Annotated in this window: 24 protein-coding genes, 1 tRNA gene and 1 pseudogene; 10 read left to right on the top strand and 16 right to left on the bottom strand. The window is 65.6% G+C overall.

Annotated elements, in window-relative coordinates:
- Nucleotides 1–2: 2 nt before the first annotated feature.
- Nucleotides 3–1,016 (bottom strand): glycosyltransferase family 61 protein, encoded by a 1,014-nt coding sequence (locus U1E69_RS08535; protein ID WP_322243972.1) that lies wholly within the window; start codon nt 1,014–1,016, stop codon nt 3–5.
- A 132-nt stretch (nt 1,017–1,148) separates the two neighbouring features.
- Nucleotides 1,149–1,931, bottom strand: a complete 783-nt coding sequence (locus U1E69_RS08530; protein ID WP_322243971.1) for a hypothetical protein — start codon at nt 1,929–1,931, stop codon at nt 1,149–1,151.
- 206 nt (nt 1,932–2,137) lie between these two features.
- On the opposite strand from U1E69_RS08530, the gene U1E69_RS08525 reads away from it, so the two are divergent.
- Nucleotides 2,138–2,404, top strand: a complete 267-nt coding sequence (locus U1E69_RS08525) for a hypothetical protein (protein ID WP_322243969.1) — start codon at nt 2,138–2,140, stop codon at nt 2,402–2,404.
- Nucleotides 2,405–2,446: 42 nt separating this feature from the next.
- On the opposite strand, the gene ilvC is transcribed toward U1E69_RS08525, so the two are convergent.
- Nucleotides 2,447–3,469 carry a ketol-acid reductoisomerase gene (gene ilvC, locus U1E69_RS08520; protein ID WP_322243968.1) on the bottom strand — a complete coding sequence of 341 codons (1,023 nt, stop codon included), beginning with the start codon at nt 3,467–3,469 and terminating at the stop codon, nt 2,447–2,449.
- A gap of 127 nt (nt 3,470–3,596) precedes the next feature.
- Here ilvC and U1E69_RS08515 point away from each other — a divergent pair, with 127 nt between their 5' ends.
- The 3 genes from U1E69_RS08515 (at nt 3,597) to U1E69_RS08505 (ending at nt 5,734) form a co-directional block, all read left to right on the top strand.
- A complete protein-coding gene (locus U1E69_RS08515; RefSeq protein ID WP_322243967.1) occupies nt 3,597–4,055 on the top strand; it encodes an Lrp/AsnC family transcriptional regulator in 459 nt (152 codons plus the stop codon).
- A complete protein-coding gene (locus tag U1E69_RS08510) occupies nt 4,052–4,522 on the top strand; it encodes an Lrp/AsnC family transcriptional regulator (RefSeq protein ID WP_322243966.1) in 471 nt (156 codons plus the stop codon). The genes U1E69_RS08515 and U1E69_RS08510 overlap by 4 nt, the downstream gene beginning before the upstream one ends.
- Nucleotides 4,523–4,609: 87 nt before the next feature.
- Complete coding sequence (locus tag U1E69_RS08505; RefSeq protein ID WP_322243965.1) at nt 4,610–5,734, top strand: aminotransferase class V-fold PLP-dependent enzyme; 1,125 nt, start codon at nt 4,610–4,612, stop codon at nt 5,732–5,734.
- 69 nt (nt 5,735–5,803) lie between these two features.
- On the opposite strand, the gene U1E69_RS08500 is transcribed toward U1E69_RS08505, so the two are convergent.
- The 4 genes from U1E69_RS08500 to U1E69_RS08485 form a co-directional block, all read right to left on the bottom strand.
- Complete coding sequence (locus tag U1E69_RS08500; protein ID WP_322243964.1) at nt 5,804–6,055, bottom strand: hypothetical protein; 252 nt, start codon at nt 6,053–6,055, stop codon at nt 5,804–5,806.
- Nucleotides 6,056–6,311: 256 nt separating this feature from the next.
- Nucleotides 6,312–7,535: a UbiH/UbiF family hydroxylase gene (locus U1E69_RS08495; RefSeq protein WP_322243963.1), complete on the bottom strand. Its 1,224-nt coding sequence runs from the start codon at nt 7,533–7,535 to the stop codon at nt 6,312–6,314.
- Between the two features lie 76 nt (nt 7,536–7,611).
- Nucleotides 7,612–7,854 (bottom strand): hypothetical protein, encoded by a 243-nt coding sequence (locus U1E69_RS08490; RefSeq protein ID WP_322243962.1) that lies wholly within the window; start codon nt 7,852–7,854, stop codon nt 7,612–7,614.
- 70 nt (nt 7,855–7,924) lie between these two features.
- On the bottom strand, nt 7,925–8,572 hold the full coding sequence (locus U1E69_RS08485) for a pyrimidine 5'-nucleotidase (RefSeq protein ID WP_322243961.1): 648 nt from the start codon (nt 8,570–8,572) through the stop codon (nt 7,925–7,927).
- Nucleotides 8,573–8,666: 94 nt separating this feature from the next.
- Between U1E69_RS08485 and U1E69_RS08480 the strand changes: the two genes are divergently transcribed.
- Nucleotides 8,667–9,302 (top strand): GntR family transcriptional regulator, encoded by a 636-nt coding sequence (locus U1E69_RS08480; RefSeq protein WP_322243960.1) that lies wholly within the window; start codon nt 8,667–8,669, stop codon nt 9,300–9,302.
- Between the two features lie 38 nt (nt 9,303–9,340).
- Here the strand turns inward: U1E69_RS08480 and U1E69_RS08475 are convergent, their stop codons facing one another.
- Nucleotides 9,341–11,212, bottom strand: a complete 1,872-nt coding sequence (locus tag U1E69_RS08475) for a glycosyltransferase (RefSeq protein WP_322243959.1) — start codon at nt 11,210–11,212, stop codon at nt 9,341–9,343.
- 64 nt (nt 11,213–11,276) lie between these two features.
- A complete protein-coding gene (carA, locus tag U1E69_RS08470; protein WP_322243958.1) occupies nt 11,277–12,425 on the bottom strand; it encodes a glutamine-hydrolyzing carbamoyl-phosphate synthase small subunit in 1,149 nt (382 codons plus the stop codon).
- Between the two features lie 180 nt (nt 12,426–12,605).
- Between carA and U1E69_RS08465 the strand changes: the two genes are divergently transcribed.
- Together U1E69_RS08465 and U1E69_RS08460 are read left to right on the top strand one after the other, a co-directional pair.
- On the top strand, nt 12,606–13,064 hold the full coding sequence (locus U1E69_RS08465; RefSeq protein WP_322243957.1) for a GatB/YqeY domain-containing protein: 459 nt from the start codon (nt 12,606–12,608) through the stop codon (nt 13,062–13,064).
- Nucleotides 13,065–13,418, top strand: coding sequence for a hypothetical protein (locus tag U1E69_RS08460; protein WP_322243956.1), 354 nt, complete (start codon nt 13,065–13,067; stop codon nt 13,416–13,418). It abuts the gene before it with no gap.
- Between the two features lie 5 nt (nt 13,419–13,423).
- Here U1E69_RS08460 and U1E69_RS08455 read toward each other — a convergent pair whose 3' ends face one another.
- On the bottom strand, nt 13,424–13,816 hold the full coding sequence (locus tag U1E69_RS08455) for a hypothetical protein (protein WP_322243955.1): 393 nt from the start codon (nt 13,814–13,816) through the stop codon (nt 13,424–13,426).
- 73 nt (nt 13,817–13,889) lie between these two features.
- Nucleotides 13,890–14,375 (bottom strand): DUF2244 domain-containing protein, encoded by a 486-nt coding sequence (locus tag U1E69_RS08450; protein ID WP_322244029.1) that lies wholly within the window; start codon nt 14,373–14,375, stop codon nt 13,890–13,892.
- A 98-nt stretch (nt 14,376–14,473) separates the two neighbouring features.
- On the opposite strand from U1E69_RS08450, the gene U1E69_RS08445 reads away from it, so the two are divergent.
- Nucleotides 14,474–15,061, top strand: a complete 588-nt coding sequence (locus U1E69_RS08445) for a hypothetical protein (RefSeq protein ID WP_322243954.1) — start codon at nt 14,474–14,476, stop codon at nt 15,059–15,061.
- A gap of 6 nt (nt 15,062–15,067) precedes the next feature.
- On the opposite strand, the gene U1E69_RS08440 is transcribed toward U1E69_RS08445, so the two are convergent.
- From U1E69_RS08440 to soxR, 5 genes and pseudogenes are all read right to left on the bottom strand, one after another.
- Nucleotides 15,068–16,015: a hypothetical protein gene (locus U1E69_RS08440; protein WP_322243953.1), complete on the bottom strand. Its 948-nt coding sequence runs from the start codon at nt 16,013–16,015 to the stop codon at nt 15,068–15,070.
- A gap of 73 nt (nt 16,016–16,088) precedes the next feature.
- Nucleotides 16,089–17,771, bottom strand: a complete 1,683-nt coding sequence (locus U1E69_RS08435) for a cytochrome c oxidase subunit 1 (protein WP_322243952.1) — start codon at nt 17,769–17,771, stop codon at nt 16,089–16,091.
- A gap of 202 nt (nt 17,772–17,973) precedes the next feature.
- A complete protein-coding gene (locus U1E69_RS08430) occupies nt 17,974–18,384 on the bottom strand; it encodes a cytochrome C (protein WP_322243951.1) in 411 nt (136 codons plus the stop codon).
- A 105-nt stretch (nt 18,385–18,489) separates the two neighbouring features.
- Nucleotides 18,490–19,152 (bottom strand): lipoyl(octanoyl) transferase LipB, encoded by a 663-nt coding sequence (lipB, locus tag U1E69_RS08425; protein ID WP_322243950.1) that lies wholly within the window; start codon nt 19,150–19,152, stop codon nt 18,490–18,492.
- Nucleotides 19,145–19,603 (bottom strand): annotated as a pseudogene (soxR, locus tag U1E69_RS08420) (redox-sensitive transcriptional activator SoxR). The gene lipB and the pseudogene soxR overlap by 8 nt, the downstream one beginning before the upstream one ends.
- 72 nt (nt 19,604–19,675) lie before the next feature.
- On the opposite strand from soxR, the gene U1E69_RS08415 reads away from it, so the two are divergent.
- Both U1E69_RS08415 and U1E69_RS08410 read left to right on the top strand, forming a co-directional pair.
- Complete coding sequence (locus U1E69_RS08415) at nt 19,676–20,053, top strand: VOC family protein (RefSeq protein ID WP_322243949.1); 378 nt, start codon at nt 19,676–19,678, stop codon at nt 20,051–20,053.
- A 93-nt stretch (nt 20,054–20,146) separates the two neighbouring features.
- Nucleotides 20,147–20,233 (top strand) — tRNA-Leu (locus U1E69_RS08410).
- The last annotated feature ends 32 nt before the right edge of the window (nt 20,234–20,265 follow it).

Here is a 20,265-nt window from a genome sequence, read left to right as displayed (position 1 = left end):
GATCAGGCCGGCGCATCCGCAAGGTCCAGGGTTCGCAGGATCTCATCCAGATCGGCGTGATAGCCGGTCTCGACCGAGCCCTTCACCACCACGAATCCCGGGCTCACCTCATGCGCACGGGACAGACCGACCTGGCGCAGCGTGAAACGATCCTGCGGCACCAGGACGATCATCCTGCTGCCAGGCCGAAGCGACAGGTGCGCATGATCAAGATGACTGCCGTCGATGCTGACCACGATCCTTGCAGGGCACAGCGCGCGCTGCATCGCTTCGACCGAGGTGCCGTCGATGTCGATCACCTGCCAGTTCCGCGCAACCAGCGCCTCGATCAGCGAATCCTCGTTTGCAATCCAGCGCGGTGCCCCGGTCCGGCCCCGGCGCAGGTAGACCGCAGTTTCCCCCGGACTGCCGAAGCGGGCCTGAAGCTGGTCGCGGATGCGGTTGTAACGCGCAACCTTGTGACTTCCCTGGCCGAAGTCCTGATAGGTGACAAGCTGGTCGGCCAAAGCCGCCCGGTCGGGCAGCGCGGGCAGCGACAGCGCCTGAAGATAGCCGGGACAATGCGCCCAGGCCGGGTCATGCGGCATGAAAAGGGCGCCGGTTCCCGGTTCGATCAGGGCGGAGGGGATGGAATCGGTCAGCCAATGGCCAAAGTAGCGCCAGCTGACCCAGCCGTGGCAGTAGCGCAGGACCGGGACCTCTGCCACGGGGCGGACCAGGTCGGGAAGTCCGAAGCCCCTGCCGTAGCGTTCATGCTTGCGCCAGGTCGCAAAGCCGCCTCGGCGGACCAGAGCCTTGCGCCAGACATGCCGCAGGACGGGGGCATGGGTCACCGTGGTCTCGCGGGCCACCTGGACGTGATAGGCGATGGTCGAATGTTCGTCGGTACCTGTCACGCGGTCCAGCATTGCGTCCAGGTAAGCGGGCGGGCGCACGGCGACAGTCTCGGCGGGTTGCAGGACCTGAGTGTCTGGCTGGTCAGGACCCAGCAGTCTCTGCAGGACCGGGGCGGTCAAGGGAGACAACCGCGCAACCAGTGGCACCAGCGACACCCCCCTTAAGAATTGGCACCGATGATGCCACAAAATGGCAGATTCGGGCAGTTTTCGCCCGAAACGCGCGGGATCAGTGCCCCAAGCCCAGGAAATTCAGTCGGATTTGCCCATTTTTCGGGCAAGATCATAGTCGCCGGGATAGGCAAGGCTGCCGTGGTGGGTGATCTTCGCGGTCTCGTGGCACCAGATGTCGCCGTTGCACCCGTTGATCCAGCGGCGGCAGAACGAGGTGTCCTCGCCATGCATCACCGCGCCGTCGCGCCCGCGCAGGTGGCTGAAGAAGTCGTGGAAATCTGCGCCGGGATAGCCGGGGCCGTTGAAGCCGGGGACCGGCAGGACGGCACCGCTCGCGACCATGCGTTCGGGCACCGCGCGGCGGAGAAGGATGAAGCCGGTGCCGACGCCCGGGACCTTGCGGAAGCCGTCCCGCACCTCGTGCGGCCAGGGTTGGCCCGCCTCGAAGGTCTCGGCGACGTTATAGCGCAGCGACCGGGCCAGAAGGTCGGCGGTCGGGGCACGATCAGCCTCGGGCTTTGCCGCTTCGGCTTCGATCAGGGTGCGGAAGGCCTGCCAGCGCATCTGGCGCTGCGGATAGGGGGCGCAGGTGAAGTCGGCGTCGAAGTCGAGAAGGTCGAAGAACAGTTGCGCCGGATAGCTCATGTCGCTGTCCAGAAGCAGCGCATGGGTAAACTGCTTCTGCGCCAGAAAATACGACATCAGGTAATTGCGCGAGATGACAAGGTCGGACCATTCCCAGGTCTTCATCGCGAAAGCGACCTTGCGGCGGGCCATCGCCTGGGTCAGCCCGATCAGGCTAAGCATGGCGGGCGTGTGGACCTGGCCGCCCGTGGGCATCAGGATCAGGACGGTGGCCATCAGGGGGTGCGCCCTATTGCAGGGCCATGCGCGACCCGCGATGCCAAGTCCCTGATCCGCATCCTGCCCCCCATGCCTTGTCGGTGCAAGGGTGCCAAAGGCGGTGCGCGATTACAAAGGAAAACGGTGGTCAGGGAACCGGGTTGGGCCGGGGCGGTTGGTCCGTCGATGGCACCGTGGGGTGCCCTTTGACATAGGAGGCAAAGATGTTCGACGGTGGAATCGTGCCCTTCCTGTCGCTGTTCACTCTCTTGGCCGTTGGGGTCCTGGCGCTGATCAGCAAGGAGCGGACCAAGGACCGGATGCGCGACCCGAATGCGCCGGTCTCGACTTTGGCGAAGGACGGCAAGTATGGCGGCGTGGCGTTCCTTTTGCCGCTGGAGGACCGGCTGCGGGTCGTGCGGCGGATGGAACTGGCGCGGGTGCCGGTGGCGGAGGTGCGGCGGCAGATGCTGCGCCGCGATGAGCCGTAAGAAAAAGGGCGCCCGCCGGGGCGCCCTTTCGGTGTTTCGGTATCAGTTGCGGGCCTTGTCGACCATCTTGCCCTTGGAAATCCAGGGCATCATCGCGCGCAGCTTTTCGCCGACCTGTTCGATCTGGTGTTCGTCGTTGATCCGGCGGGTCGCCTTGAAGAACGGCTGGCCGACGGCGTTTTCCTGCATGAAGTCGCGGACGAACTTGCCGGTCTGGATGTCCTTGAGGACGGCTTTCATCCGGGCCTTGGTCTCATCGTAAGGCAGGATGCGCGGGCCCGAAACGTATTCGCCATACTCGGCCGTGTTCGAGATCGAGTAGTTCATGTTGGCGATGCCGCCTTCGTAGATCAGGTCCACGATCAGCTTCACTTCGTGCAGACATTCGAAATAGGCCATCTCGGGCTCATACCCGGCCTCGACGAGGGTCTCGAAGCCCATGCGGATCAGCTCAACCAGGCCGCCGCAAAGGACCGCTTGTTCGCCAAAGAGGTCGGTTTCGCATTCCTGGCGGAAGTTGGTCTCGATGATGCCGGACCGCCCGCCACCGATGGCCGAGCAGTAGGACAGGCCGATTTCCATCGCCTTGCCGGTCGCGTCCTGGTGGACGGCCACGAGGCAGGGCACGCCGCCGCCCTTGGTGTATTCGCCGCGCACGGTGTGGCCGGGGCCCTTGGGGGCCATCATGATGACGTCGACGCCCTTTTTCGGCTCGATCAGGCCGAAGTGCACGTTCAGGCCGTGGGCGAAGGCGATGGCAGCGCCCTCACGCAGGTTGTCGTGGACGTATTGCTTGTAGGTCGCGGCCTGCAGCTCGTCGGGCATGGTGAACATGATCAGATCGCACCACTTCGCCGCCTCGGCGATGTCCATGACCTTCAGGCCCTCGGCCTCGCATTTCTTCGCGCTGGCCGAACCAGGGCGCAGGGCGACGACGACGTTCTTCGCACCCGAATCGCGCAGGTTCAGCGCGTGGGCGTGGCCTTGGGAGCCGTAGCCGAGGATGGCGACTTTCGTGGCCTTGATCAGGTTCACATCGCAGTCGCGGTCGTAGTAAACGCGCATTGGGCGTCCTCCTTGGTGTTGATGGGGGCAAGATAGGGATTTTCAGCGCGTGGACCGTGCATATTTTGACGTTTCTGCCAAATTCTGCAAAGGATCATTCACAAAATACTATTCCGCTGGATAAATCATGCAAATCGACGACACCGACCGCCGCATCCTGCGCCACTGGCTGGCCGAGCCGGGGCTGGACCGTGCAGCTCTGGCCGAACGCGCCGGGGTCACTGGGGCCACGCTTTGGCGCAGGCTTGACCGGCTGCGAGAGGGCGGGGTGATCCGCAGCGAAGGCGCGATGATCGACTGGCGCGCCCTTGGGTATGAGGTCGAGGTCTCGCTTCGCTTCACTCTGGACAAGACAAACCCCCGCGCCTTCGACGAGTTCATCGCCGCCGCACGGCTGGTGCCCGAGGTCACCTCGATCGAGACGTTCCTGGGTCGGGTCGACGTGCGCCTGAACGTGATTGCACGGGACATGGGGCATTGGACCGGCATCTACCGCGACCGCATCCTGACCCTGCCGCATATCGCCGAGGTCGAGGCGCTGATGTTGGTCTCGACCATCAAGGAAACCGGGGGGTTGCCTCTGTGACTTACGGCGCGATCGAACTGGACGACACCGACCGGGCGATCCTGCGGGCGCTTTCCGCCGAGGGCACGCTGTCGGCAGGTGAGCTTGGCCGTCGTCTGGGCCTGTCGCAGCCCGCGGCCTGGCGGCGGGTGCGCCGGCTTGAAGAGGCCAAGGTGCTGCAGGGTCTTGTGGTGGACGTGGACCGCCAGAAGCTGGGGTTCGGCGTCACGGTCTTTCTGGGGGTGAAGCTGGCGACCAAGGGCCGGGTCAGTCTGGAGGATTTCGAGCGCGCGGTGCAGGCGATCCCCGAGGTGCAGGTGGTCCAGCACGTGCTGGGACTGTTCGACTACCGCCTGCGGGTCGTCGCGCGCGACATTGCCGACTTCGAGCGGGTCTTGCGGCGGCGGATCATGACCCTGCCGGGGGTGGGGAACGTCGAGGCGAACGTGCTTCTGACCGAGGAGCGCCTGCCGGGGCCGCTGGGCTAAGAGTAGGGTGGGCAATATTGCCCACCCTACGGGCTGGCAGTGCGGGACGGCAGGCGTTAGGCTTGGCCTGACAAAGGGAGGCCAAAGATGAACTTGCCGCATGCGCATATCGACCCGGACGGATTGCAGGAGTTTTCGGTCGTCTTCACCGACCGGTCGCTCAACCACATGTCCGCCCGCTTTCAGGGCGTGATGCGTGACGTCTCGGGTATGCTGAAAGAGGTCTACAAGGGCTCGGCTGTCGCCCTGGTCCCCGGCGGCGGGTCCTATGCGATGGAGGCCGTGGCGCGGCAGTTCGGCAAGGGGCGCGTCCTGATCCTGCGCAACGGCTGGTTCAGCTACCGCTGGACGCAGATATTCGAGGCGGGCGGGTTCGCGGGCGAAACGACGGTGGTGATGGCGCGGCAGACCGGCAACGATGCGCGGGCGCCCTATGCGCCGCCCCCCATTGAAGAGGTGGTTGCGAAGATCCGCGAGGTGCGTCCCGAAGCGGTCTTCGCGCCGCATGTGGAAACCAGCGCCGGGATCATCCTGCCCGACGACTATATCACCCAGATGGCCACAGCGGCGCACGAGGTTGGGGCGCTGATGGTGCTGGACTGCATCGCCTCGGGCTGCATCTGGGTCGACATGGGTGCGACGGGCGTCGATGTGCTGATCAGCGCACCGCAGAAGGGGTGGTCCGCCTCGCCCTCGGCGGGCGTGGTGGTGCTTTCTCCGGCGGCAGAGGCGCGGCTGGCCGAGACCGCGTCGAACAGTTTTGCGCTGGACCTCAAGAAATGGCGCGCCATCATGGAGACCTACGAAAAGGGCGGTCACGCCTATCATGCGACGATGCCGACGGATGCGATCGTCGGCTTCCGCGACGCGATGGTCGAGACGCAAGCGATGGGGTTCGAGGCTGCGAAGGCGGCGCAGTGGGCGCTGGGGCGGGCAGTGCGTGGGATGTTGGCCGCGAAGGGCGTTCCGTCCGTGGCGGCCGAGGGCTTTCAGGCGCCGGGGGTTGTGGTCAGCTACACCAGCGATCCCGACGTGCAGAACGGTGCCAGGTTCCGGGCCGAGGGATTGCAGATCGCGGCGGGGGTGCCCTTGCAGGTCGGCGAGGGGCCGGAGTTCAAGACCTTCCGGCTGGGGCTCTTCGGGCTGGACAAGCTGAAGGACGTCGAGGCGACTGTGGCGCGGCTGCAGCGGGCGGTTGACGCGGTCCTTTGAACGCTCCCACGATAAAAACACAGGCCGGAGGGGAGCTCTCCGGCCTGTGCGTTTTGGTAGAGCAGCTGCTTACTGCGCGTTGTTCAGGATCGCCTTGACGCCCTGCGCGGTGCCCGACGCGGTGCGGGTGTTCTCGGAGTCGGCGAAGAAGCCAACGATCTGGGCGTACTGCGAGTTGGTCAGGTTCGACAGGTCGGCGCCGGGAAGCACGGTCATGATCTGCGACGAGATCGACGAGGGCAGCGCGACCGGGGCCTGCTGGGCGAAGGAGCCGACAGCCGTCAGTGCAACGAGAGCGGAAGCGAGAGCGAAGCTTTTCATCTTGGAATCCTTGGTTTCTTTCGTCCTGCCCCACCGTGGGGCGGTGAAGGAGATTTGGGGTTACGCCAAGGAAAAGGGAAATCACGGCTTGGTCGCGTGCCGTCTCTGGAATGTGAACTCACGTGCGCCTTGCGCCAGGGATCACGCGATTTGCCCAAGAATTCTTGTCCCGGGGCCAGGGTTTCATTCACATGTTACATTCGCAAACTGCTGCGCCGTGAGGATGAGAGCGGTCTGTGCAAAAATGCACGAAACTTTAACCCCGCGTGGGCGTAGCAGATTTTCCGGACGCGCCGAGGCCCGCCCGCATCAGGGTGTGGCGGACCGGGCTGGCCGAATAAAGCGCGTCCAGCGCCTTGGCGCGCAGGTCCCTCAGGACGGGGGCCTTCGCCATCGACGCGCGGTTCAGCAGGTCGATCCCGGTGACGCGGGCCTTGACTTCAAGGTGCCGGGCGCGGTGGAAGGCTTCGGTCACGGCGGGCACTCCGGGATCTTCAGGATGGCTTTGGGCCAGTTCCAGAAGGACCGCCAGGTCGGCCAGGCTCATGTTCAGGCCCTGCGCGCCGATGGGGGGCAGGACATGCGCCGCTTCGGCCATCAGAACGGTGCGGGGGCCCGAGAGGCGGTCTGCGATCTGGCTGATGATCGGCCAGATCGTCCGACGGCTGACCAGCGTCAGCGGGCCGAGGATACCCGAGGAGCGGGCGGTCATTTCGGCCTCGAACTCCGGCACGGAAAGGGCAGAGAGGCGGGCGACTTCGGGGCCGCTTTCCATCCAGACCACAGCCGAGGCCGGATGGCCGTCGCGGTCGGGCAGCGGAACCAGAGTGAAGGGGCCCCCCGAGCGGTGGACCTCGGTCGAGACGTTGTCGTGCGGGATCAGGTGGGTGACGGCGAAGGCCAGCGCCTTCTGGCCGTAGCGGGTGGTGCTGGCGGCAATGCCAAGCGCCTCGCGCACGGGTGAGGTGCGACCGTCGGCCCCGATCACCAGTTTTGCCACAATCCGGGTGCCATCGGTGAGGGTCACCAAGGCCTCGGTATCACGGGTCAGCATCCGGGCGAAACCGGTGCCGGGACGAAAGCTGACGGTCGGCAATTCGGACAGCCGGGCCACCATCTCGCGGCGCAGAAGCCAGTTGGGCAGGTTCCAGCCAAAAGGCGCGTCCGAGATGTCGGCGGCGTTGAAGTCCTTGATCAGACGCGCTTCGGGAAGCTCTCCTCCAGCGTCGATGATCCGCATGACCTGAAGCGGGGCCGCGTGCGGTTCAAGGCGGGACCAGAGCCCCGCGTCTTGCAGGACCGGGATCGAGGGCTGCAGGAAAGCCGTCGTGCGCAGGTCCGCGCCCTCGGCGTCGCGTTCGGTGATCGGGGGGGCGGGATCGACGCAGATCACGCGGAACCCGGCAGACCCGAAGGCGCAAGCCGCAGTCAACCCGGCGACGCCGCCGCCAGAGATCAGGATATCGGTGGTTTCGCGCATCTTGGCCCTCCGGTGGTCAGCATAGGCTGTGGCGGCGCGGGGGGCCAGAGGACAGGGTGCCTCAGGCAACGACCCACTATGGTCGGGCGATCAGGATCAGCAGGATGAACATCACCGGGACCAGCGCCAGCGCGGTCAGGACAAGCGCCGCCAGGCCCCAGGTCTGGATCGCCAGCACCACGGCAGTCAGCACGATGACGAGAAGATAGTAGATGCTGCTGGTGTCACGCTCGATATCGCGGATCACCCGGCCCAGGACCGGAGTGGCGCGGGCAAACCGGCCGAAGGCGCTGGGGGGATTGGTGGTGGCAAGGGTCATCGCGGCATCCTGCATCTGACGGTTTGCAGAAACTTAGGGTGAAGCCGCGCAAGTTTGATGCGGCGGAGTGTCACTCCACCAGGCGCGCCAGGAAGGCCGCAAGGTCATCGGTGTGGTGGTGGATGTGGTCGGCCGGTTCAGGAGCGGGGGCCACGTGAACCGTGCGCATCCCCAGCGCATGCGGCACGGCAAGGTTGCGGGCGTCATCTTCGAACATGGCACCTTGGGCCGGATCAAGACCGTCCTTGCCGAAGACCGTGGCGAAGGCCTGGGCGTCCGGCTTGGGATGAAACCCGGCATGCTCGACCCCGTAGATCCCATCGAAAAGCCCGGCAAGCCCCCGCGCCGCAAGGACTTTCTCGGCATAAGGCGCGCAGCCGTTGGTGTAGACGATCTTGCGGCCGGGCAGGTGGGCGATGCTGCGCGCAAGGCCGGGGTCGGGCGAGAGGACCGAAAAGTCGATGTCGTGGACGTCGGACAGGTAGGGGCCGGGGTCGACGTCATGTTCGCGCATCAGGCCCGCCAGGGTCGTGCCATAGGTGCGCCAGTAATAGGCGCGCAGATGGTCCGCCCGCGCCCGGTCGACCTGCAATGCCTGCATCACCCAGTCGGTCATCCGGACCTCGATCTGGTCGAAAAGCCGCATGTGGGGCGGATAAAGCGTGTTGTCCAGGTCGAAGACCCAGGTGCTGACGTGACTGAAATCCTGTTTCGGCATGCGACGGATGTAGGGCAGGGTGGTGGCGTTGGGAAGGGTTGATCGCGGGGTGGCGCGCGGCTTATGGTCCGCTGCACAAGATAAGGGACGGCACGTGCAGAAAGACGCCTATACGCTGCTTATGGAAGCGATCGAGGCCGGGGTCTACAAGCCCGGCGACCGGCTGGTCGAAAGCGAGCTGGCCGAGCGGCTGGGTGTCAGCCGCACGCCGGTGCGCGAGGCACTGCAGCGACTGGAGACGCAGGCGATGCTGACGCGCGACGGGCGCAGCCTGATCGTGGCGTCGCTGGACCACAACCAGCTGGCCGAACTTTACGCGGTCCGGACCGAGCTTGAGGGGTTGGCGGCACGCCTTGCCGCGCGTCATGCGACGCCCGAGGAAGTGCGGGTGCTGAAAAGCATGGTGGCCGAGGATCGGGCGCTTCTGGGCGGCGATCCGCGCGCCTTGTCCCGGGCGAACAAGCGGTTCCACAAGCAGATCCATCTGGCCAGCCACAACCGCTTTCTGGTGCAGCAGCTGGATCTGGTGCATCGGTCGATGGCGCTGATGGCGAACACCTCTTTCGCGGCCGAGGGTCGGGACGAGGTGGCGCTGGACGAACATGCCCAGATCGTCGCCGCGATCGAGGCCGGGGACGGCGACGCGGCGTATCAGGCGCTGAAGTCGCACATCAGCCAGGCCTTCGAGACGCGTCTGCGCGTCGACGCGGGCGAGTTGCGGATGCGCTAGCGCCGGCTCATCGGTTCACTGCGTTCCCTCTTCGCGGGTCAGTCCTTGGTCTCGGCTTGGTCGAAAAGGCCGTGTGTGGTCTTGTCCCAGTAGAAGGGTCGTGTCGCGAGTTCGAGCAGCCCCTTGTAAGCGGCAAGCGAGGCCAGCGGGTAATAGACCTTCAGCGTCAGCACCCAGAGCGGGCTAAGGCCGTGTCGCGTCCGGCCAAGGCCAATCGCGCCGATGAAGATGTTTGCAGCCTCGGACAGGAAGAAGAATCCTGCGATGGTCCAGACAGCGGCCACGGGCAGCGCTGCATAAACCGGGTGGTCGAAGCCGAAGGGCAGCAGCATGAAGGACCACAGCAAGGGTGCCAGCAGGAACTGCGCGATGGTGCCAAGAAACAGCACTTGAAAGCCCATAAAACCCCTTGGCCCCAGTTGCCGCCACAACAGCCGCGGGTGGCGCATGTGGACGGCCCAGGTCATCATGTAGCCCTTGATCCAGCGCGAGCGCTGCTTGATCCAGGGAAGCGGGCGGCAGTTCGCCTCTTCCAGGGTGACGGTATCGATCAACTCGGTCCGGTAGCCGTGGCGGGCCAGACGGATGCCAAGATCGGCATCCTCGGTCACGTTATGGGCGTCCCAGGCGCCCAGATTGTCCAGCACCTCACGCCGGAAGAACAGCGTGGTGCCGCCCAAAGGCACGACCAGGCCCAGGCGGGCAAGGCCGGGCAGAACCAGGCGGAACCATCCGGCATATTCGATTGTGAAACAGCGGCTTAGCCAGTTGGTGCGGGGGTTGCAGTAGTCAAGGACACCTTGCAGGCAGGCAACCTCGGGGCCCGAGCGCTGGAAGCGTTCGACCACCTTCCGTAGCTGGTCCGGTTCAGGCGCATCCTCGGCGTCATAGACACCGATGACCGCACCGCGCGCGTGGTCAAGCGCATGGTTCAGGGCGCGCGGCTTGGTCTTGACCTGGCCTTCCGGCACGACGACCACCCGCATCCAGGGCGGCAATTCCGCGTTGGCCAGCGCGTCGAGGGTGATGTGATCCTCGGCCTCGACCGCAAGGATGACATCCAGAAGCTCCACCGGGTAGTCAAGGCGCGCCAGGCGGCGGACGAGGCGGGGGGCGATGTCAGCCTCACGATACAGCGCGACGATGATGGAGACCACGGTGGGAAGGGCGTCCGAGGCGGGCTGCGGGCCGGGAAGCGGCGCGCGCAGGGCGGCGACAGTGGCAGCGATCTTCAGCGCGGCAAGGCAGGCCAGCGAGAAGACCGCAAAGCCAAGGGCTGCAAGCCCGGTGGCAATCGGCGCAATGGCCAGGGCGGCAAAGGTCAGGCCAAGCACCAGCATGGCGCGCGGCGACTGGTGCAGGCGCGGCCAGGAGCGGCAGCTTTCGGCGGCCGCCACACGGGTTTCGGCCGCCCGGGCCAGTACGTCGCCGCGCCGGGCATGGATCGCGCCCAGGATCGCGCGGGCCGAGGCGATCCCTGCGGCGACAGGTCCAAGCCGCGCCTCCAGCATCGGGCGGAGGCGGCGGAACTCTTCAGGCCGCGAGGTGGCGACGATGGTGACATCACCGACGCGTCGCCAGGGGACAAGCCCGTGGCGCAGGCAATCCTGCACGTCCACGGCGTCGATCAGCCGGGGGTCCGGCAGGGCCGCGTCCAGATCGACGAGGCGCAGGCCCCAGTTTCGGGCATCGACGCCAAGGAGGTCCCGCTCCACCACCAGGCCGCGCGCCCGCAGCACATCCGGCAGACGCCCGGATTCGCGACCCTGATGGGCCAGCGCGGTCAGCATCTCGTCCGGTGCAACAACGCCTTCCCGCAAGAGCGAGGCCCCAACGGCAAAGGTGCGGCGCGGGCCCCGGGCTGCGGCCTGGGGCAGTTCAATATTGCTGATCCGTTCGGCGGCACCCATGCCCGTTCCCCTGCTTCCACACGCCAGCATGCGCGCGGGGGGTTAACAGACCGTTAACGTCTGTTCAGCGGCGCGCCTGCATCGCGGCGGCGAAGCGCTCGAAGAGGTAAAAGCTGTCCTGGGGGCCGGGCGAGGCCTCGGGGTGGTACTGGACCGAGTAAACCGGTTTGCCATCCACCGCGATGCCGCAGTTGGTGCCGTCGAAAAGGCTGACATGTGTCTCGGAGACACCCTTGGGCAGGGTGTCGGCGTCCACCGTGAAACCGTGGTTCATCGAAGTGATCTCGACCTTGCCGGTGGTCAGGTCCTTGACGGGGTGGTTCGCGCCGTGGTGGCCGTGGTTCATCTTGCGGGTCTTGGCGCCCAAAGCCAGGGCCAGCATCTGATGCCCAAGGCAGATGCCGAACAAGGGCAGATCCTTGGCCAGCACGCCCTGGATCATCGGCACGGCATAAGCGCCGGTCGCGGCCGGGTCGCCTGGGCCGTTCGACAGAAACACGCCCTCGGGGTTCAGAGCCAGCACGTCCTCGGCCGTGGCAGAGGCGGGCAGGACGGTCACTTCGCAGCCGACGGACGCCAGGCAGCGCAGGATGTTGCGCTTGGCGCCGTAGTCGATGGCGACGACGCGCAGGCCGGGGCCCTGCCGCTGGGTGTAGCCCTCGGGCCAGGCCCAGCGTTTCTCGTCCCAGCGGTAGCTTTGCGCGCAGGTCACGTCCTTGGCGAGGTCCAGGCCGACCAGGCCCTTCCAGGCGCGGGCGCGGGCGACCAGCTTTTCGATGTCGAACTTGCCCTCGGGGTCATGCGCAAGCGCCACATGCGGCGCGCCCTGCTGGCGGATCGCCCGGGTCAGGCGGCGGGTGTCGATCCCGCCAATGCCGATGCGCCCGATCTTCGTCAGCCAATCGGTCAGCTCACCCGTGGCGCGCCAGTTCGACGGCTCGGTCGGGTCCCACTTGACCACCATGCCGGCGGCGGAGGGGGTGCCGGTTTCGTCATCCTCGGGGGTGACGCCGGTGTTGCCGATATGGGGGAAGGTGAAGGTGACGACCTGGCCTGCATAGGAGGGATCGGTCATGATCTCCTGGTAGCCGGTCATCGCGGTGTTGAAGACCAGTTCGGCCACCGTCTCGCCCACCGCGCCGAAGCCGTGGCCGTAAAACAGGGTGCCGTCAGCAAGTGCGAGGCAGGCGGTAGGCTTCTGCGGCGCAGGCATGGCGACTCTCCCATTTGGCAAATTGCGCGGAAACTAAGGGGCGGGGGCGGCAGGGTCAAGGGCGGATGCGAAAAGGTTTTTCCAAGAGAATCAAGGATTTGTGGAAATCAGTGGCGGTTGCGGTTCGGGCCGGTTCAGAGTAAAGTCGCGATCCTGGGGAAACTATCGGAAAGTCCGACCATGCTTTTGCGCGACCGTCTGCAGACGGCCCTCAAAGAGGCCATGAAGGCGAAGGAAGTCGACCGGCTTTCGACGCTGCGTCTGATCAACGCCGCCATCAAGGACCGCGAGATTGCCCTGCGCGGCGATCAGGACGCGGGCGAGGTTGGCGAGCCGGAAATCCTGCAGATCATGGGCAAGATGGTGAAGCAGCGCCAGGAATCGGCGCGCGCCTACGAAGAGGGCGGGCGGCTGGAGCTGGCGGAAAAGGAACTGGCCGAAATCGGCGTGATCCAGGAATTCCTGCCGCGCCAGATGGATCAGGCCGAGGTTGTTGCCGCGGTCGACGCCGCAGTGGCCGAAACCGGGGCCACCAGCATCCGCGATGTGGGCAAGGTGATGGCCGCCCTCAAGGCGCGCTACACCGGCCAGATGGACTTCGGCGCGGTCGGAGCGCTGGTCAAGGCGCGGCTGGCGTAGATGTTGGCGGCTGCGGTTGCGCTGGCGTTCGACATGACCTCGGTCCTGGCGCTGATGTATCCGGGGCGAGAGCGGGTGGAGATCGTCGCCTTGGACGGTACAACCTATGTCTATGCCTGCAAGCCCGGACCCGCTGGCGAGCCTCCCCGCGAGCAGGCTGAAAAGGCCCAGGCCGCCTTCGAGGAGAACCTGGACAAGTTCGCCGAAGTCTTCGTGGGCGAAATGATGCAGGACGTCACCGAGGGCGCCCCGACGCTGAGCACAGCGCTGGATATGAACCGCCGGACCAATTCCTGGGCGGGGTCGATGACCAACCACCTGGAAAAGGAATACGGCTGCGCCCTTCTGGGCTAGCGGGATCAGGCCGCGTGGGTCTGGTTGCCAAGGCCCCAGGCGATGACCAGCCAGAAGGCCGCGCGAAACGGCAGGGCCAGCGCGGTGCGCAGCTCGACCGGCGCGCCTGTCAGGGCGGTGACGGCGAAGCCTGCCAGCACGACCAGGGTTGCCACACCGATGGCCAGTGCGATGGGTTTTGCGGCGGGGTGGTTGCGCCAAAGTGCGACGGCTCCCGCCAGATAGGCGACGCCGGCGGCGGTGTTGAAGATCACCACGAAAGGCACGACATTCCCGGCCGCGTCCTGTGCAGCCCTGGGGCCGAACAGCACCATGCTGCCGCTGAAGAGGGTCAGGGCACCAAAGGCGGCGGCGGCAAGGGCGACGGGGCGGGTCCAGCGTGGGGTGGGATGGGGCACGGCAAGCCTCCGGTCAGGGGCGATGGGGGAAGTCTGCGCCCCCGTCCGTCGCGCGACCTTGATCGGGATCAAGTCAGCGCAAGGCGCGCAGGCGGGACTGCAATTCGCCCCGCAGCGCGATGCGTTCGTCTTCGGACAGGAAGGCCCCCAGTTCGACCTCGCGCCCGTCGCCCTTGAGCGTCAGGTAGTTCGGCACCGGTCCCCCGGTTTCGTGCAGCGTGATCCGCAGCCAGTAGGGGTTCGCCTCCCAATCCTGACGGCGGCCCTTGGGGCCGTGGCGGACAAGGGTGATACGGTCCGGCGAAAGCCGCAGGTCCTCGACAACGTCGCGGTCGCGGCCGTTCTTCCGAAGCGCGAACCAGATCGCCCAGATCGTGCCAAGAAGAAACGGGAGGAGCGCCCAAAGCACCGGGCTGCCCAGGATGCCGACCAGCGGCACCGCAATCAGCGCGGCGGTCGCGCCGATGAACCAGACGAAACCGCGCTGCGTGAGCGAGCGGTGCGGCCAGAGATGCAGACGGTCCTCGCCGCCTTCGGGGGGAAGCCAGTGGTAGGGCATGGCGCGCATTCTAGGCGGGACGCGCGCAAGGAAAAGAGGCACTTTGCCGCGTGAGGCGGGGTGTGGCAGGGTCGCGTCATGACGGGAGGATGATGGTGTTGAGAGTGATGAGTCTTGCGGTCCTGGTCGGGGCAGGTGCGGCGGCTGCGGATTGCCCGCGCCCGGTCTCGGAAGTGGCCGGTGTGGAGCTGGTGCGCAGCGAGCCGTTCTTCGCCAACGTCTATCGGCACTCCCCCGAAGGCCTGATCGAGACTCGTGTCATGGAACGGGACGGGGCCGAAGAGAAGGGTTCGACCATCTACATTCACCCGCTGGCGCCAGGACAGCAGATCTCGGCCAATGGCGCGATCATGCTGGACTATACGGCTGATGCGTCAGAGTTGGACCGGCTGGATCAGACGGGGCAGTGGACCTCGGCGATCGCGGTGAAGATCGACGGGCAGGTGGTGATGACCGGGACGGCCGAGAAGCGGTTCGTCGGCGTGGACACAGTCACGATCGGCGACTGCCGGACGGATGTCTGGCTGGTCGAGGACCGGATGGCGTTGGGGCCGAGCGATGGCAGCTACATGCTGTTGTCCTACGCGCCGGATTTGGGTCTGGTGGTCCGTGCCGTGACGATGGCCGCCGATGGAAAGCCGTTGCAGGGCGTAGAGTTCGACCAGATCCGAGTGTTGGCGGAATAGCCTGCCCTAGCCCACGATCTGCGCCAGGAAGTCCTGGAAGGACTTGCGGTAGGCCGCTGGATCGCCGGCGTAAGAGCCAAGGTGGTCCGCCTCGGTCCAAAGGGTGACGGTCGGGGCGCTGCGGCTGGTGGCCAGGGTCTGTGAGGGGCCTTGGGGCACGATGCGGTCGGCGCTGCCGTGGGCCAGGAACAGCGGGCCGGGGAAGGCCTGGAAGGTCGCTGCAACTTCGGCCTGGGCGAGGGGCAGGGGGGTCTTGTAGGGCAGGATTTGCCGGGCCGTCACGGCAACCAGGCCGGGCAGCGGCTTGCCGCCTTGCGCGGCCAGGTGGTCGATCACTGCACCGAAGCTGATGGCAGGGCTGTCCAGTGCCACGGCCTGCACTCGGGCGGCCAGCGGGCTTTGCGCCAGAAACTGGCCCAGGATCGCGCCGCCCATCGATTCGGCGACGACCAGGACCCTGTCAGCCTCGCCGGGCGCGACATGGGTGACCGCGGCCTCAAGGTCGGGCCATTCGGTCAGGCCGAACCCGTACGTGCCCTCGGGCGAAGCGGGGGCATCGGGGTCGTTGCGGTAGGAGATGAGCAGGACCGACCAGCCCGCCTCATGCAGGATGGAAAGCGCGCGGTAGCCGTCCTCGCGCGCGCCGGCGATGCCGTGGACATAGATCGCGCGGCCGACCTCGGGTCCGGCGGCAGGGACGAGCCAGGCTTCGGTGGGACCAAGCGGCATGTCCAGGGTGACAGTCTGGAACGGCAGGGCCAGCGCGGTCGTCGGATCACCACGGTAGCCAAGCGCCAGGGGGTCTGTCGGCGGCTCGGCGGTGGCAAGCAGGGTCGAGATCGCCCCGACCTTCAGCAGGCCGACGGCGGCATGGGCCAGGAAATAGCCGGTGATGCCGACATACCCCACCAGCGCGACAAGGATCAGCACGGCAAGGAAGAAGACGATACGCATCGGGCGGCCTTTCGGGAAAAGGAAAAGGCCCCGGGCGCTGCTGCAGCCCGGGGCCTTCGATCAGATCAGGCGCTTAGTGCGCGTGGCTCTTGTCCCAGTCGGACTGCTTGGGCAGCTGCTCGAACGTGTGCTCGGGCGGCGGCGAGGGCAGGGTCCATTCCAGGGTGTCGGCGTATTCGTTCCAGTAGTTGTTCTCGGTCACGCGGCGGCCCCAGAGAAGCGTGTAGAACACGATGCCGATGAAGAACACGAACGAAGCAAAGGACAGGAACGCACCGATGGACGAGAACCAGTTCCAGTAGCCAAAGGCCTCTGGATAGTCGATGTAGCGGCGCGGCATGCCCTGGCGGCCCAGGAAGTGCTGCGGGAAGAACGTCAGGTTCGAGCCGATGAACATCATCCAGAAGTGCAGCTTGCCCGCCCATTCCGGATACTGGCGGCCCGACATCTTGCCGATCCAGAAGTAGATCCCGGCGAAGATCCCGAAGACAGCCCCCAGCGACATCACGTAGTGGAAGTGCGCGACCACATAGTAGGTGTCGTGGTAGGCGCGGTCCACGGGGGCCTGCGACAGCACGATCCCGGTCACGCCACCGACGGTAAACAGGAAGAGGAAGCCGAAGGCCCAGAGCATCGGGGTCTTGAACTCGACCGACCCGCCCCAGATCGTCGCGATCCACGAGAAGATCTTAACGCCTGTCGGCACCGCGATGACCATCGTCGCCAGCATGAAGTAGGACTGCTGGGTCAGCGACATGCCCGCGGTGTACATGTGGTGCGCCCAGACGACGAAGCCAAGGACACCGATTGCCACCATCGCGTAGACCATCGGCAGGTAGCCGAAGATCGGCTTGCGGGCGAAGGTCGAGATGACCTGGGAGATGATCCCGAAGGCCGGGATGATGATGATGTAGACCTCGGGGTGGCCGAAGAACCACAGGATGTGCTGGTAAAGGACCGGGTCACCGCCACCCGAGGGCGTGAAGAAGGTGGTGCCGAAGTTGCGGTCCGTCAGCAGCATGGTGATCGCACCGGCCAGCACGGGCAGGGCAAGAAGGATCAGCCAGGCGGTGACGAAGATCGACCAGCCGAACAGCGGCACCTTGTGCATGGTCATGCCGGGGGCACGCATGTTGAGGAAGGTCGTGATCATGTTGATCGCGCCCAGGATCGACGAAGCACCCGACAGGTGGACGGCGAAGATCGCCAGGTCCATCGCATAGCCGCCTTCCGCCGTGGTCGACAGGGGCGGATAAAGGACCCAGCCGCCGCCGAAGCCCGTGCCCAGATCGCCACCGCCGCCCGGCGCCAGCATCGAGGCCACGCCCAGCGAGGTCCCGGCGACATAGAGCCAGAACGACAGGTTGTTCATCCGCGGGAAAGCCATGTCCGGCGCGCCGATCTGCAGCGGCATGAAATAGTTGCCGAAGCCGCCAAACAGCGCCGGGATGACGACAAAGAACATCATCAGGACGCCGTGATAGGTGATCAGCACGTTCCACAGGTGCCCGTTCGGGGTACAGGTCGCCGCGGCGTCGGCCACGAAGCGCGCACCCTCCTGGCACATGTACTGGACACCGGGGTACATCAGTTCAAGCCGCATGTAGACGGTGAACGTGACCGCGATCAGGCCGACGAAACCGCCGACAAACAGATAGAGGATCCCGATGTCCTTGTGGTTGGTCGACATGAACCAGCGGGTGAAGAACCCGGGTCGATGATGTTCGTCATGGCCGTGGATGGCTGCGTCCGCCATAGGCGTCCTCCGCTTTGGTCGTTCCCGTATGCCCGTTCACGGACTTGTCAGCCCGCCCGGTTCCCTTGTGTTCCCGTCTTTAGCCCCGCCGGGCCTGCGTCGCAATGCATGACTTTGCCGCAGGGGACAGAAATCTTTCCCGAAAAGCTAAGGGCGCGCCCCGGTGAGGAGGCGCGCCCTTACTGTCAGCGACAGCGGAAGCTTACTGAGCGACAGAGGCCAGATAGGCCGCCACATCCTCGCCGCCCGCAGCCAGCTTGAAGGACATCTTCGATTTTGCCGCCGGGTCGCCAAGCGCGGTTTTCAGATATTCGACCGGGTTCGCGGTATAGGCGGCCAGGCTTGCCTCGTCCCAGACCGCGCCCGATGCCCCCAGGGCGGCAATCGAATCGCCGTAGGAAAAATCGGGGTCCGAGGCCACGCCCTTGCCGATGATCCCGTAAAGGTTCGGACCGGTGCGGCCGCCCTTCTGGATCTCGGTCCCGTCGGGGGCCACGATCGAGTGGCAGGCCTTGCACTTCTTGAACGTGTCCTCGCCGGCGGCCGGGTCGCCTGCGAAGGCGGGGGCCGACAGGGCGGCGACGGTCAGGCCAAGAAGGATGAACTTCGTCATGGTGTCCTCATGTGTCTCGGAGCGCCGCAGCTTGGCGTCTCCACAGGGGCGAACATGGGGGCGGGAGCCCTTGATATGCAATAGCATCCTGCCGCTATGCGACATCTACGCAGCGCAACTGCCTTGGAAACGGCGCGGGAAAGTGGCCGTCAGGGCCGCGTCAAGGTCGGCCATCGTCACCGGCAGGCCCAGGTCGACCAGGCTGGTGACGCCATGTTCGCGGATGCCGCAGGGAACGATTCCGTCAAAATGGCCGAGGTCGGGTTCGACGTTGATCGAGATGCCGTGAAAGCTGACCCAGCGGCGCAGCTTGATGCCGATGGCGGCGATCTTGTCCTCACGCGGGGACCCATCGGGGTTTGGAGCCTTGTCGGGACGCGTGACCCAGACGCCGACGCGCCCGGGGCGAATCTCTCCGGTCACGTTGAACTCGGCGAGGGTGTCGATGACCCAGTGCTCCAGTTCGCGCACGAAGCAGCGGACGTCCTGGCCGCGCGCCTTGACGTCCAGCATGGTGTAGATCACCCGCTGGCCCGGCCCGTGATAGGTGTATTGCCCGCCACGGCCCACGGGATAGACCGGAAAGCGGTCGGGCTGGACCAGGTCGGCGGGCTTTGCGGACGTGCCGGCAGTGTAAAGCGGCGGATGCTCCAGCAGCCAGATCGCCTCGTCCGCGGTGCCGGTGTTCATGGCGGCGACATGTGCCTCCATCGCCGCGAGGGTGTCGGGGTAGGGGGCGAACCCCGGGATATGCGTCCAGTCAACCATGAGGGTCCTCGGGGCGATCACCAAGAAGGTAGCGCGGGCCGCGCCCTTTGCGTGCTGCCCGGTCTGCGGCGTTATAGAGCGAACAACGATCAAGCGACAGGCAGCCGCAACCGATTCAGCCGTCGAGTTTGTCGGACAAGGTCTGCAGCGCCTCGATCCGCGCGGCAATCCTGACGCGAAACCCGGTTGCGATCCGTTCCCAGTCCTTCCGGTCAGGGGCGCGGTCGGCAGGCAGGCTGGACAGGTGACCGGCAATCTCTGCCAGGGGAAAACCCAGACGTTGGGCGATCAGCGTGAAGGACAGGCGTCGCAGGTCGGCCTTGCCATACCTTCGATGACCGCCCGGATTGCGCAGGGGGCGGACGATGCCATGCGTTTCGTAAAACCGGATGGCCGAGACGGCCAGCCCGGATCGAGCGGCAAGGTCGCCGATGGTCAGGCCCTGGGGCAAGCGGAGATTCCCCTTGATCTGACGTTGACTTGAGAAATTATCAGGAAAGGGTCAGGAGTGAAAGGACATCGAATGACCCGCATTGAACATGTGAACGTGACCGTTTCGGCGCCCGTAAAGACCGCGCGTGTGTTGTGCCGACTTTTTGGCTGGCATGTCCGCTGGCAGGGCCCGGCAAAGATGGGCGGATTTTCCGTCCATGTCGGCACGGATGCGCAGTATCTGGCGCTATTTTCGCCGCCCGGGGCGCTGCAGGATGCTGTAGACCCCGGGCTTTACCGGTCAGGGCTGAATCATATCGGCGTCGTCGTCGATGACCTGGACCGCACCGAAGCCCTTGTTCTTGCGGCTGGCTACCTGACTGGATCGCATGCCGATTATGATCCCGGACGGCGGTTCTACTTTACCGAAGAAAACGGGGTCGAGATCGAGGTCGTCTCGTACGGCTGATCGTCTGCGTCGCAGCCTTTGTCGCCAGAAGAATCCCTCTTTCCTTCCCGCGCGACTGTCGCTAGACAGCAGGCGTCCAAGACCAGACCCCGTGCGGATGTGGCGGAATTGGTAGACGCGCAGCGTTGAGGTCGCTGTTCCTTAACCGGAGTGAAAGTTCGAGTCTTTTCATCCGCACCAGGGTCGGTCGGGACAAGCCAAAGGGCGCGGGG

This window comes from Tabrizicola sp. (assembly GCF_034366665.1).
Classification (GTDB): domain Bacteria; phylum Pseudomonadota; class Alphaproteobacteria; order Rhodobacterales; family Rhodobacteraceae; genus Tabrizicola.
Note: the sequence above shows the minus strand (reverse complement) of the source record. Positions and strands in the feature narration are given on the sequence as shown.